At 58.7% G+C, this 12,987-nt stretch carries 10 protein-coding genes; 6 read left to right on the forward strand and 4 right to left on the reverse strand.

Annotation, left to right across the window (positions count from 1 at the left end):
* Positions 1–144: 144 nt before the first annotated feature.
* From repC to NYR50_RS19440, 4 genes are all read left to right on the forward strand, one after another.
* Entirely contained in the window at positions 145–1,422 is a 1,278-nt protein-coding gene (gene repC, locus NYR50_RS19425) for a plasmid replication protein RepC (protein WP_418137926.1), read from the forward strand.
* Positions 1,423–1,849: 427 nt separating this feature from the next.
* Positions 1,850–2,062: a hypothetical protein gene (locus NYR50_RS19430; protein ID WP_418137927.1), complete on the forward strand. Its 213-nt coding sequence runs from the start codon at positions 1,850–1,852 to the stop codon at positions 2,060–2,062.
* 66 nt (positions 2,063–2,128) lie between these two features.
* Positions 2,129–2,413 (forward strand): hypothetical protein, encoded by a 285-nt coding sequence (locus NYR50_RS19435; protein WP_418137928.1) that lies wholly within the window; start codon positions 2,129–2,131, stop codon positions 2,411–2,413.
* Between the two features lie 55 nt (positions 2,414–2,468).
* Positions 2,469–3,668 carry a low temperature requirement protein A gene (locus NYR50_RS19440; RefSeq protein WP_418137929.1) on the forward strand — a complete coding sequence of 400 codons (1,200 nt, stop codon included), beginning with the start codon at positions 2,469–2,471 and terminating at the stop codon, positions 3,666–3,668.
* Between the two features lie 6 nt (positions 3,669–3,674).
* Here NYR50_RS19440 and NYR50_RS19445 read toward each other — a convergent pair whose 3' ends face one another.
* The gene (locus tag NYR50_RS19445; protein WP_418137930.1) at positions 3,675–5,144 is read right to left on the reverse strand and encodes a glycosyl transferase family protein; all 1,470 of its coding nucleotides are present in this window, start codon (positions 5,142–5,144) and stop codon (positions 3,675–3,677) included.
* 147 nt (positions 5,145–5,291) lie between these two features.
* On the opposite strand from NYR50_RS19445, the gene NYR50_RS19450 reads away from it, so the two are divergent.
* Both NYR50_RS19450 and soxR read left to right on the forward strand, forming a co-directional pair.
* Positions 5,292–7,400: a TonB-dependent receptor domain-containing protein gene (locus NYR50_RS19450; RefSeq protein WP_418137931.1), complete on the forward strand. Its 2,109-nt coding sequence runs from the start codon at positions 5,292–5,294 to the stop codon at positions 7,398–7,400.
* Positions 7,401–7,573: 173 nt separating this feature from the next.
* Complete coding sequence (soxR, locus tag NYR50_RS19455; protein WP_418137932.1) at positions 7,574–8,029, forward strand: redox-sensitive transcriptional activator SoxR; 456 nt, start codon at positions 7,574–7,576, stop codon at positions 8,027–8,029.
* Between the two features lie 16 nt (positions 8,030–8,045).
* Here the strand turns inward: soxR and amyA are convergent, their stop codons facing one another.
* The 3 genes from amyA to NYR50_RS19470 form a co-directional block, all read right to left on the reverse strand.
* Positions 8,046–9,533, reverse strand: a complete 1,488-nt coding sequence (gene amyA, locus NYR50_RS19460; RefSeq protein WP_418137933.1) for an alpha-amylase — start codon at positions 9,531–9,533, stop codon at positions 8,046–8,048.
* A 111-nt stretch (positions 9,534–9,644) separates the two neighbouring features.
* Positions 9,645–11,375, reverse strand: coding sequence for a biotin carboxylase N-terminal domain-containing protein (locus NYR50_RS19465; protein WP_418137934.1), 1,731 nt, complete (start codon positions 11,373–11,375; stop codon positions 9,645–9,647).
* Complete coding sequence (locus NYR50_RS19470) at positions 11,372–12,982, reverse strand: 5-oxoprolinase/urea amidolyase family protein (RefSeq protein ID WP_418137935.1); 1,611 nt, start codon at positions 12,980–12,982, stop codon at positions 11,372–11,374. Before NYR50_RS19470 ends, NYR50_RS19465 begins: the two co-directional genes overlap by 4 nt.
* Positions 12,983–12,987: the final 5 nt, after the last annotated feature.

The following is a 12,987-nucleotide window of genomic DNA, read 5'->3' on the forward strand; positions in this document are numbered from 1 at the left end:
AAAAAGCCCCCGAACGTTGCCGCACGGAAGCCTTTCTTTGATCTAAGCAACCAAAGAATCTCATTTCCGCGAATCATAGTCAAGAGTCTTGGCATCGAATTTTTCGGTGAGCGATTTTCTTTTGCCTTGTGAAAGGTGAAAGACATGGACAGCACATGTGTAACGACGCCCTTTGGGCGGCGAGCGATGTCGTTTGGCGTACTCGCAACTCAGTTTGCCGCGCAGAAGACCAGAAAGGTCGAAGCGGTCGACAAATGGAAACTCTATCGTTCGGTCTGTGAAGCCCGGCCTTTGCTCGGCGTGACCGATCGCTCCCTTGCGGTTTTGAACGCACTTTTGAGTTTTTATCCGAAGAATGAGCTTTCCAGCGAAGCCGGTCTGGTGGTGTTCCCATCAAACACGCAATTGTCGCTGCGCGCGCATGGCATGGCCGAACAGACATTGCGCCGGCATCTTTCGGCGCTTGTCGAGGCCGGTCTCATCATTCGCAAGGATAGCCCGAACGGAAAACGTTACGCCCGCAAACACAGGGGAGGCGAGATCAGCGAAGCCTATGGTTTCTCACTGGCTCCGCTTCTTGCCCGCAAAACTGAAATCGAGGAACTGGCTGAGCGTATCATCACCGAAAGGCTCGATCTTCAGCGTCTTCGTGAGAGCATCAGCCTTTGCCGCCGCGATATCCAGAAACTTTGCGAAATGATCGCCGCGCGTGGTGATGTCAAAACCTTCGACGGGTTTCAGACCCGATACAATGCCATCGCAAACTCTCTTGGTCGCAATTCGAAGGCCGCGGAACTCAAGGAAATCGCCGGATTTCTGGCCTCTTTGCGTGCAGAAGTGACCAACTATCTGGAAAATATTGAAAAATCGGAAAAATCGGGCGGCAATGACTGCCAAAATGAGCGCCTCATAAAGAATTCAGAATCCGAATCCATATCTGAACGGCAGGATTTGCGTGACGCGGTTACCGTTGCACCTGCCAGCACCGCCATCGCCCAACCGGCATATGTGGCGCCCATCAGTGCGAAACCTGTACCGCCATCGCCAAAGGCTGTTCTTCATAAGCAATTTTTTGTTCCTGATATTGTTTTGGTTTTGAAGGCTTGCCCTGACATTTCGCTCTACGCACCGGGTGGAGCCATCACCGGCTGGCGTGATCTCGAAGTCGCGACCTCCGTGATCAAAACCATGTTCAACATCAGCCAGTCCGCCTATCAGGAGGCACTCACCGCCTTCGGCCGGCAGGGAACGGCGGCCATCCTCGCCTGCCTCCTGCAGAAGGCCGACCAGATAAGCTCGCTCGGCGGATATCTGCGCAATCTGACGCGTAAGGCCCAGGAAGGTGGTTTCGATTTACAGACCATGCTTCTGGCGCAGCTGCGCGGGCGTCAGGACAAGATGGAGGCCGGCATGGCGGGGTAGCTTGCGGAAAAACCGGTCCGACGGTACATTGACGCTGCTTCGGCAATTACCGCGAGAATCGCTTGAGGCCGCTGATATCTAACGTCAAACGGGCTTCCTATGGTTAATGCAAAGTAATGAAAGTTAAACGCTAGTTAGCTTTCGTTTGCATTTTTCCGTGATTGGTTTCAATCGTTTGAGTCCGCTTGGTTTTTTCCAGCAATCGCGCCGTCAGTGGCAAAAAAAGCAGTGTGCGGTATCGATCGCAATCTCGAACTCGCACATGATTCCGGTTGAAGCGTAGGCCGACCGCCATAAGCACCCGGATTTGATCGTCGGAAAACAGCCCTTCAATATGAAGGTAATTTGCTTTTCGTCCCAGCAGGCTGGTTGAACCTTCTACAAGGTTTCGCGTTTGCCTTGATTGTTTCGAAGGATCGCTGAGCTGATGATTTTTCCGGATGATGTGGAACTGGCTATTGCTCTTTACATGGCGGACCACGCTTTGCCACGGCATGGGGCCATTGAAAAACTCGTGAGAGCTGAGCTTGAAAAGACTGGCCATCTGCCGGGTGGTGAGGGTCGTCCTCCGGAAATCATCGACGGGAGGCCGAGCGCGGACTATGTCCAATATAGATCCTATCTTGAGGGAGACGGTTGAGAGGCGTCGGAACCAAAGCAGCGGCAGGCTGTTTATGCGCAAATTAATGTGCCCGGATATTTGCCCATGCGTCTCAAATCATCTCTTCTCGTCCCCGCTTTCGCCCTTGCGACGGCTATGCCGGTAGAAGCCCAGCCAATCGAGGTCAGCACGCTCGAAGCGTCGAAAACCCCGAGCAGCCAGATCGTCGCCACAGTGGCTGGCCCGAACTACATCACCGATGTTTCCGGAAAGAAAATCCGTCTGGTAGGACCGCGCTTTTATCCCGACAGTGCGCGGGCGCTGGAATTTCCGGGACGACGGGTGCAGTCCTCCGCATCAGCAAGCGAAGAAGCACTGTCGCAACGATGAGGGATGGTAGTGAGGAAACGGTTCTCACCGACCGGCATCAGATGGCAGGTGCGGAATGAACACGGGAAGCAAGACGTCCAGAGCCAAACGGGAGGCCGACAGCTGGATAAGGCAGGAGGGGGAGGATGCCGAAAAGGCGAGCTTTCCCGAACTATTCTTCGACCTCGTTTTTGTCTTTGCGCTCATCCAGCTTTCCCACGCGCTTGCCAAGGATTTTGGGCCGACAGCGGCGCTTGAGGCCGGCATCCTGATCCTGTCGCTGTGGTGGTTATGGATACACACTACCTGGATCACCAATCTCCTGAATACCGAGAAGGAGCCGGTCCGGCTGCTTTTGTTCGCCCTGATGTTCGGCGGGGTTCTGCTGGCCATCGCCTTGCCAAAAGCCTTTGCGGAACAGGGGCTCGTCTTTGCGCTGATCTACAGCGCAATGCAGGTGGGCAGGAGCCTTTTTGCGCTCTACGCCTTCAGGGGTGAAGATCGGCAGTCCTTTCTGGTATTGGTGCGAGTGACGATCTGGCTCACCCTATCAAGCCTGTTCTGGCTGGCTGGCGGTCTGGTCGATCTGGCGGATCGCATTCTGCTCTGGGGCATCGCCCTTGCCATCGAATATGCCGGTCCCGCTTGCCGTTACGTCGTGCCGGGCGTGGCCTCGAGCAGTGAGGACAGGCTTCATGTTTCCGGCGAACATCTGGCGGAGCGCTGCGCGCTCTTTGTCATCATCTGCCTGGGGGAAACAATCCTCACCACGGGCCGCACGGCGACCGAATATATGAATTCGGCTTTGACCTTTCTTGTCTTTTGCTCTGCTTTCGTCAGCACCGTGGTGATGTGGTGGATCTATTTTCACCACGGGCAGGAAGAAGCGTCCCGAAAGGCCGAGAATGCCGAAGAAAACACGAAGATCGCGCAGAACCTTTTCAACTATGGGCATCTGCCCATCGTCGCCGGCATCATCCTGACGGCAGTGGGAGAGGATTTCAGCCTTTCTCACGCGCGTGAGGGTGCAACGATGCGGGAGGCGATCGCCATTCTTGGCGGCCCGGTTCTGTTTCTGGCCGGCAATATTGGCGTCAAGATCGCCGCCGCCTATCAGCGACCCGTTTCACATTTCGCCGGCGTTGCGGCGCTGTGCCTGCTTTTGCTGGTGCCGGGCATCCCGCTTTTCATGCTGCAACTGGCCAGCACGGCAATTCTGCTCGCCGTCGCCCTGTGGGAATATCTGGCGCTGAAAAGGGCAGTTGCCAATGCCTGATCAGGATCAGGCGTGGGCCAGATTGCGCGCCCTGTCGTTCCAGAGCTGCAGGCTGCGGGCATAAGCCTCTTCGATAGACAGGGCCATATCACTGACCAGCATCAGCGCGATGGCGGCCGTGGAAATGACGATGGTTTCCGCCCGCTCGTCCCTGGCCGCACCCGTCCAGACGGCGCGCCAATATTCGAAGGTGGTGAACATGGTCGGCATTTCGGCGGGCGGGGTTTCGCGGGCGGGAATGAGTAATTCGACATCCCTGCCTTTTGAAAGACCGAAAATCCGGGTGGTGCGGAACGGCGTGAACTGCGCAAAATCCCGAGTATTGCCGAGAATGGCGAGGTTCTCCACCGAAAGCAGCCGTGCGGTATCGCGGTGAAGTTCTTGATAGGAGGGGCGGGCCACACCGATCATGGTGCTTCTGGCGCGAAGCGGATTGAGAAGATGGACGACCGTGTTGAGCGGCAGGCGCATTTCCAGAATGCCATGCAAGCCAAGCAAGCTCTGGAATTGCGGAGATAAGCCGCCGATTGGCAGATAGGTGATGCGCTGCGAAGAGGTGGCCTCCATCGCTTCGGAAAGAGAATGGCAAAGGGGAATGCCGCAGGCCCGTGCGGCGAGTTCCAGCTTGCCGCCATTGTCTCCCTCACCGACATGGCCGTGCAACAGGACACTATGGCCCGCCATGGTAACCAGACGGGCGGAATGCAGGAACCACGGCGCATCACGATGTTTCGGCGACATATAGGCCGGCCAATCGAGATCGACGGATGCGGGGCGCTGCCGATCCCTGTCGATATGCTGCCACATGGCTTCGATGAAACCCGCAAGTTCCGCCGCGGTCACGCCGCGATAATGCATGGTGGCGAGCAGCGCGCCGACCTGTATGGGGTCGGCTTCGCCCTCGAGAATGATCGACAGCGCATCCATCGCCTCCTCCTGGGCGAGTGGGCGGCTGTTGCCGATGCCCATTGCCGATGTCGCGATATATTTTGCGAGCCGGTGCCGTGGATCTGCATTGTGGCCGATGCGGGCGAGCCGGTCGGCAATATGCTCCGGTGTCGGCTGGCCTTCCAGAAGAACGCTGGGACGGAGAGAGAGCGGCGGTGCTTTCATCAGCACCGGCTGTTCCCAACCGCTTTTATCCGGGGCGGCTGGTCCTTCCGGTTTGTGCTGCGAATAATCCATCAGATTTTCGGCTTCCGCCGCCAGCGAGCGAATGCGCAACCGCATGTTTTCGGCAAAGGGGGTGGGGCGCAGGCCCTGGCCGGTGCGCAGGAAAAGCTGGTCGCCATATTTTTCCCGGAGCTGCTGCAATATCCGGCTCATGGACGATGTCGGCAGTCCCATGCCGGCCGCAGCCCGGCTGACGCTGCCTTCCCGCAACAACGCATCGAAAGCGACAAGTAATTTCAGCTGTCCAAGCCTGTCGGGTTTTGTCGTGGAGGCTGGTTCTTCTTTTCTCTTACCGGTTGTCATCTTGCGATTTTTTACTCCCCCGGAGCATTCGGGAAGCCCTTTTTGCAATTTCTGGAATTTAGAACTGTTCGAAAACAAACGCGTTGCGCCCGCACCCCCTCCTAAATAAGTGGTGCATAATTCTCAAGTTAAATGCGGGGGCGTAACATGGAATTGAAGTACCGCGGCCAGAACAGGACTGCGACAATAATAAAGGCCGGCGTTTCGGCAGCAATGGCGGGAACGGCGTTGGGCTTTGCTGCGCCGGCTTCCGCGCAGCAGGCCTCCGAGGGAAACACGGTTCTTCAGCAGATCGTTGTCACAGCATCCGGCTTCGAGCAGAATGTGAAGGACGCGCCTGCCAGCATCACGGTGGTCACGCGCGAGGATCTGGAAAAGGGGTCTTATCGCGATCTGACGGATGCCCTGCGGGAAGTGCAGGGCGTGTCCGTCACCGGCATCGCCAATGAAAGGGATGTTTTCATTCGTGGCCTGCCCGGCGCTTACACGCTGATCCTCGTTGACGGCAAAAGACAGAGCACGCGCGATGCCCGCACCAATGGCAATTCCGGTTTCGAACAGAGTTTCGTGCCGCCGGTCTCGGCAATCGAACGCATCGAAGTGGTGCGCGGTCCAATGTCCTCGCTTTATGGTTCGGATGCCATGGGCGGCGTCATCAACATCATCACCCGCAAGGTCGGCGATGTCTGGTCCGGTTCCGTCACCACCGAGGGTACGGTTCAGCAGCATTCCAAGTTCGGCAATAGCGGTCAGGTCTCTTGGTATGCCAACGGGCCGATCCTGAAGGATCAGCTCGGTCTGCAGCTCTGGGGCAGGGGTTTCACGCGGGGTGAAGACCGTATTCTGAACGGTACCACGGGCGCCAAGGAATATGATTTCAACGGCCGCCTGACATTTACGCCGACTGAAGACCACGATATTTATCTCGAAGGCGGCAAGACCCGCCTGCGCCGCGATGCCGAACCCGGCGATACGCTGGCGGCGACGGATGCCAACAGCACCTACAACACCAATACCCGGGATCACTGGTCGCTGTCGCATACCGGCCGCTGGGGGCCGACCACGTCCGAATTCTCGTTCCAGCAGGAATGGGCGGAGCGTACCACCTTCACCAGAAACACCCGCACTGGCAGGGTTACCGAAAATCCACGCTCGCCGGAGGTCCGCAACACCGTTCTCGACGGCAAGTTCACCACGCCTTTTGAGCTTTTCGGCAACCACACGCTGGTAACGGGTGGGCAATATTTCGAGGCCCGTCTGACGGACCAGAACCCGGGCCGCCGTACCGGTCTCGACGAAACCTTCTCCGCAACGCAATGGGCGCTTTTCCTCGAAGATGAATGGCGCATCGTCGATGATTTCGCGCTGACGGGCGGTCTCCGTCTCGATAATCACGAGAAATACGGCAATCATTTCAGTCCGCGGCTTTATGGCGTCTGGAGCGCCACCGAAGAGCTGACCATCAAGGGTGGTGTTTCCACCGGTTTCCGCGCCCCGGAAATCCGCCAGGTCGCGCCGGGTTACGCCTATACCACGGGTGGTGGGGGTTGCAGCTATGGCCCGAGCGGCACCTGCGGCGTGATCATCGGTGATCCCAATCTGGAGGCGGAAAAAAGCACGAGTTACGAAATAGCTGCCCTTTGGGAGAATGGCGACATTGCCCTCGGCGCCACCTATTTCTACACCGATTTCAAGGACAAGATTTCCAATGCGCTGGTGCTCAATCCGGATGGAACGCCGGCCCGCTGGAGCGAGGACCGTAATTATCGTCTCTGGTACAACTACAATATCGACGATGCGATCATTCAGGGCGTGGAGCTGACGGCGACCTGGTATGCGACGTCGGAACTAACGCTGCGCGGTAATTACACCTATACACATTCTGAACAGAAGACCGGTGATTATGAAGGTTTCCCGCTGGCGCGGACGCCCGAACATATGGCCAATCTGCGCGGCGACTGGGTAACCCCGATCGATGGGCTGGAAGCCTGGGTTTCACTGAATTACCACGGATCGGAAACAAATGCCGGCCCGCGCATCGGCACCAACGGCACGCCGGTGACGATCAACGGCAAGTCCGGCCGTAAATACGATGCCTACACCACGCTGGATATTGGCGCGAAATATTCGGTTGCCGAGAACGTCGACCTCAATGCCGCAGTCTATAATGTCTTCGACAAGGACGTCGGCACCGACGATTTCAACACGGTCATGGAAGGCCGTCGTTTCTGGATCAGCATGACGGCAAAGTTCTGACTTAGCCTTAATGACTGGGCCTTAGTAGCAGAATTTCAGGGGCGCCTGCCGGGCGCCTCTTTTTTTGCCCATACGCCTATTGACCTCAACTATAGTTGAGGAATTATACCGGCTGCTCTTCGACGCTTTTCCGCATTTTCCGAGCGGAAATCGTTCCGGAAGCAGGAGCCAGAATGGAAAATACCATCTTCAAACACAGCCTGTCCGTGGGCGATGTTGCGCGCCGCAGCGGTATTGCCGTTTCAACCATCCATTTTTACGAGGCGAAGGGGCTGATCGAAGGCTGGCGCACCGCCGGCAACCAGCGTCGTTATCATCGTGCCGTCCTGCGGCGCATCGCCATCATCCGCATCGCGCAACGCGCCGGCATCCAGCTCAGCATCATCAGGGACGCGATGGCTGATCTGCCGCAGGACCGGGTGGCGACGACCACGGACTGGCGCAGGTTCTCCCAGTCCTGGCGGGAAATGCTCCAGACGCGTATCAACAATCTGGTCATGCTAAGGGATCAGTTGACCGGCTGCATCGGTTGCGGTTGCCTGTCGCTAGATGATTGTCCGCTGCGTAATCCGAACGATGTTCTGGCCGATGACGGCGCCGGTCCGCGCCGCCTCGTATCCGCAGAATGAGCGGCTGAGCCGCCCCTTATTCGGAATCGGCGGGAACCCAGACGCTGACGCTGCCGCCATTTGTCGGGAAGGTGCCTTTGCCGCTCTCATCGAGGGTGATGTGTTCCTCGCGGTGACCGAGAAAATCGCGCCAGACCGATCCCGCACGCTCGGGGCCGAGGTCAGCCTGTTTTTCGCCCGGCTCGCCATTCGACATCACCACCACGCAGCCCGGCGCATCGGCAGTGCCGTGGCGGATAAAGGCGATGCAGCTGGCGTCGTCGAAAATATCCGTCTGGTGACCGTTGGCAAAGTGGCTGCGAGCCTCGATGAGCTTCGGCAGGCATTCGATGGCGGGCATATCGATCTTATACTCGTTGCCGTCATTGCCGGTGTCGGTATAGCTCGTGCCGAACAGATCGGGATAAAAGACGCAGGGAACGCCCTCTTCGCGCAGCAGGATGATCGCGTAGGCGAGAGGTTTGAACCATGGCTCGACCGGCGCTTCCAGCGATTGCAGCGGCTGCGTGTCATGATTGTCGACCAGCGTCACGGCATGATCCGGAACGGCCGACACAAGCGAGCCGTCGAAGATGCTGCGCATGTCGAAATCGCCGCCCTGTTTTGAGGCGTCATGGAAACTGTGGTGAAGCGCGACGTCAAAGAGCATCAACTGTTTGTCGACCAGCTCGAGATAACTTTTCAGCGCCTCAAGGTCGGGGTGCCAATATTCCGCCACGACGAAAAGATCGGGATCGACCGTCTCGCGCATATGCCCGACCCAATCGCGGAAGAACCATGCCGGAATATGTTTGGCAGCATCCAGGCGGAAGCCGTCCACCTGCACCTGCTCGGAGAGCCAGCGGCCCCAATATTTGAGTTCCTCGTAAACCGCCCGGTTTCTGAACTCGACATCAGCGCCCATCAGATAGTCGAAATTGCCGTTTTCCTGATCGACTTCCCCATTCCATTCACCATCGCCATATTCATTGACGAGGCGGAATATGCCGTCTTCGGTCGGCTCCTCAATGTGGTCGACGCCGCTGAAACACTTGAGGTCCCAGATAAATTTGGAATGTTTGCCGTTGCGGCCGGGAAAGGTGAAGCGCGTATAGGCGAGCGCCGGGAAATCCTCATCGTCAATATCGGTGCGATCGTCTGGATTGACGCGGCGAACCCGCACTTTTTCCTTCTCGTCGGCACCCATCTTGTGATTGAGAACCACGTCATGGATGACGCGGACGCCATTGTCTTTCAGCGTCTTGCCCGCATGTTCGAGCGCGGCGCGATCACCATATTTGGTCGCGACCGTGCCCTTCTGTTCGAATTCGCCGAGATCAAAAAGGTCGTAAGTGTCGTATCCCACCGAATAACCACCGGCGGCGCCCTTGTAGGCCGGCGGCAGCCAGACGTCGGTGATTCCCATTTTGGCAAGGCTTTCGGCCTTTTCGGCCACCTCGCTCCATAATTTCCCTCCGTCCAGATAATACCAATGGAAGAATTGAAGCAAGGTGCGTCCGGCCATATTTCCCTCACGATGGTTAGCAGGTCGCGCCATAAACGGCCCGGCGGCGAAAGGGTTCCGCCGCCGGCGCCGCGCGATCTGCGATTGTGAGGCCGGCGCGCCGGCTGTATATTAGCCGGCTATATCGATAAGGGTTGCTCCCGCCTGCAGATAGTCGCCTTCCTTGACGATCAGGCGGACCTTGCCGGCTCTGGTGGAGACAATCTGCGTCTCCATTTTCATGGCTTCCATGACCGCCAGAAGATCACCTTCGGAAACCGTGTCTCCGTCCTTCACCTTGAAAGATTGCAGGGTGCCGGAAACGGGGGCGGTAATTTCGCCTTCCTTTTTCTCGACCGCAGCACCCGAAGTGGACGCATTGCCACCGCTGACAGTGCCGAGGCTGGAGAGCAGAATGCTGGGCAGGCCAACCGAAACACGCTTGCCATCGATCTCGAGATAGGTGCGGGTGATAGAAGGGTCGTCGGCCGGTGCCGGTCGTTCCATCGCATCCGGCATGGCAGCGAAATCGGTCTCGATCCACCGGGTGTGAACCTTGAACCCGTCAGTGCCGATGAAATCATCCGTCTCGATCGCGGCGCGATGGAACGGCAAAACCGTGGCGATGCCCTCGATGCGGAATTCCCTCAGCGCGCGGCGGGCACGGCGCAGGACCTGATCGCGGTCTACGCCAGTGACGATGAGTTTTGCCATCAGCGAGTCAAACACTCCCGGCACGGTGGAGCCGCTGACGACGCCGCTATCCATGCGAATGCCGGGGCCGGAAGGCGCATCGAAAACAGAGATCGAACCGGGCGTTGGCAGAAAGCCGCGGCCCGGATCTTCGGCATTGATACGGAATTCCATCGAATGGCCACGCGGCTCCGGCGTTTCAAGCACACGAAGCTTATGGCCTTCGGCAATACGAAACTGCTCGATGACGAGATCAATGCCGGTGGTTTCTTCGGTAACGGGATGTTCGACCTGCAGGCGGGTGTTGACCTCGAGGAAGGAAATCGTGCCATCGACACCGAGCAGGAATTCGACGGTGCCGGCACCGGAATAATTGGCTGCGGCGCAGATCGCCTTGGCGGCATCATGGATTTTCTGCCGCTGTTCATCTGACAGAAAGGGGGCGGGCGCCTCTTCGATCAGCTTCTGGTTCCGGCGTTGCAGCGAGCAATCGCGGGTGCCGAGCACCAGCACATTGCCATGTTTGTCAGCGATAACCTGCGCCTCGATATGACGCGGCCGGTCGAGGAAACGTTCCAGAAAGCACTCGCCCCGGCCGAAGGCGGCGGTCGCCTCGCGCACGGCGGATTCGTAGAGATCTGCGATCTCTTCCATCTTCCACGCGACTTTCAGGCCGCGTCCACCGCCGCCATGGGCCGCCTTGATGGCGACGGGCAGGCCGTGCTGTTCGGCAAAGGCGGTGACTTCAGCGGCGGAAGAGACGGGGCCATCGCTGCCCGCAACCAGCGGTGCGCCGACGCCGGTGGCGATGCGCCGTGCCTCGACCTTGTCGCCCAATGCCTCGATGACATCAGGGTCGGGGCCGATCCAGATCAGTCCGGCATCGATGACAGCCTGGGCAAATTCGGCACGTTCGGAGAGGAAACCATAACCGGGATGCACGGCATCAGCACCGGCGCGCTTGGCAGTCGCGATCAACTTGCTGATATCGAGATAGGTCTCGGCGGGACGCACGCCCTCCAGCGCATAGGCCTCATCCGCCAGCCGGACGAAAACCGCGTCCTGATCGGGGTCGGCATAAACGGCGACCGATTGCAGGCCGTAATCGCGACAGGCGCGGATGATGCGCACCGCGATCTCGCCGCGATTGGCAATCAGCACTTTTTTCATCGCTCTTCTCCTCCGAATTCTGTGTTTTTGGCCGCGATTTCGGCAAAGGGGCCGATCGGGCGGAATTTAATTTTGGCGTTGACCGGGATTTGACCGGCAAGATCGAGATGATATTCCGCTACCGCGCCGATGACGGGATAACCGCCGGTCAGCGGGTGATCGGCAAGGAAAAGAACCGGCTGGCCGCTGTGCGGAATCTGGATCGCCCCCGTCGCCGTGCCTTCGCTCGGCAATTCGGCGCTGTCTTTGCGTTCCACCGGCACGTCTCCGGCAAGGCGGATGCCGACGCGGTTCGATTGCGGGGTGACCTGCCAGAGCTGGCCGGTCAGCGTCTCGATACCCTTTTGCGTAAACCAGTCGGCTCGGGGGCCGAGGACGACGTCCAGTGTCACGACCTCGCCGGTTGCCGGCGGTTGAAAAGCCGGAACCTCGTCGATCGATACGCTGGATAGACCGGATTTCTCACCCTTGAGCGGCAGAATGGTGCCTGCACCCACCGGATCGGGGCCGACGACAGCCAGTGTATCCGTCGCAAAACTGCCGAGCACCGGCTCGATATCGAACCCGCCACGGACGGCAAGATAACAGCGCATGCCCTTCGGCGGCTGGCCGAAAGTGACGACATCACCAGCCTCAAGGGAGACCGGTCCATCAGTCTTTGCGACGAAGCTGCGATCCGCCGTCTTGATCGTGACGCGGCAGGGGGCGCCGGTTATGCCGATGACGGCGCGGCTTGTGCTTTTAAAGGAGAAGCCGCCGAGGGTCAGTTCAAGGCACGGCGTATTGACCGGATTGCCGACGATGCGGTTGGCGGCGTTGAACGCGCCGCGATCCAGCGCGCCGGAGGCGGAAACACCCTGACCGGTCTGGCCGAAACGGCCGAGATCCTGAAAGATGGCGGGCATCGGCGCGGCGAGCACCTCGAAATGCGGGCCGTCCTTTTTCGGTTCTTTTTTCTCCGGTGCCGGTGCGGGGACATCGACCGGTCTGCCGGCCTTGTCCATGTCTAAGAAGCGCACCCGATAGCCCGGCTGGAACAGCGCGCCGGGATCGCGGTCGATATCCCACATCTTCACCGGCGTGGTGCCGATGATCTGCCAGCCGCCGGGGCTGTTTTGCGGATAGACGCCGCTGAAGGCGCCGGCCAGCGCCACGGAACCGGCTGGAATGCGGGTGCGCGGGCTTTGCCGGCGCGGCACATGCAATGCGGGATCGCCGCCGGCCAGATAACCGAAACCGGGTGCGAAACCGCAGAAGGCCACGGTGAATTCGCTTTCGGTATGGCGGCGGATGACCTCTTCGACGCTCATGCCGGTCAGTTCGGCGACGTCGGCGAGATCCTCGCCATTATAATGGACGGGGATTTCCACAAGGTTGTCCGAAGGAGCGATCTTTGCCGAGAGATCGCGGCTTGCCAGTTGTGCGACCAGTGCTTGAACATTGATCTTCTCAGGGCGGAAACGGATCATCAGGGTGCGGGCAGCCGGCACCGTTTCTTCGATGCCCTCGACGGGATCACTCTGAAGCGAGGCGAACAACGCCAGCGTTTCATCGAGATCGGCGAGTTCGACAAGAATGGTGGTGAGGCTGACTGGGAGAAAACGCATCATAT

Origin of the sequence: Agrobacterium sp. El2ro-1b (assembly GCF_048298475.1) — a bacterium.
Taxonomy (GTDB): Bacteria; Pseudomonadota; Alphaproteobacteria; order Rhizobiales; family Rhizobiaceae; genus Agrobacterium; species Agrobacterium fabrum.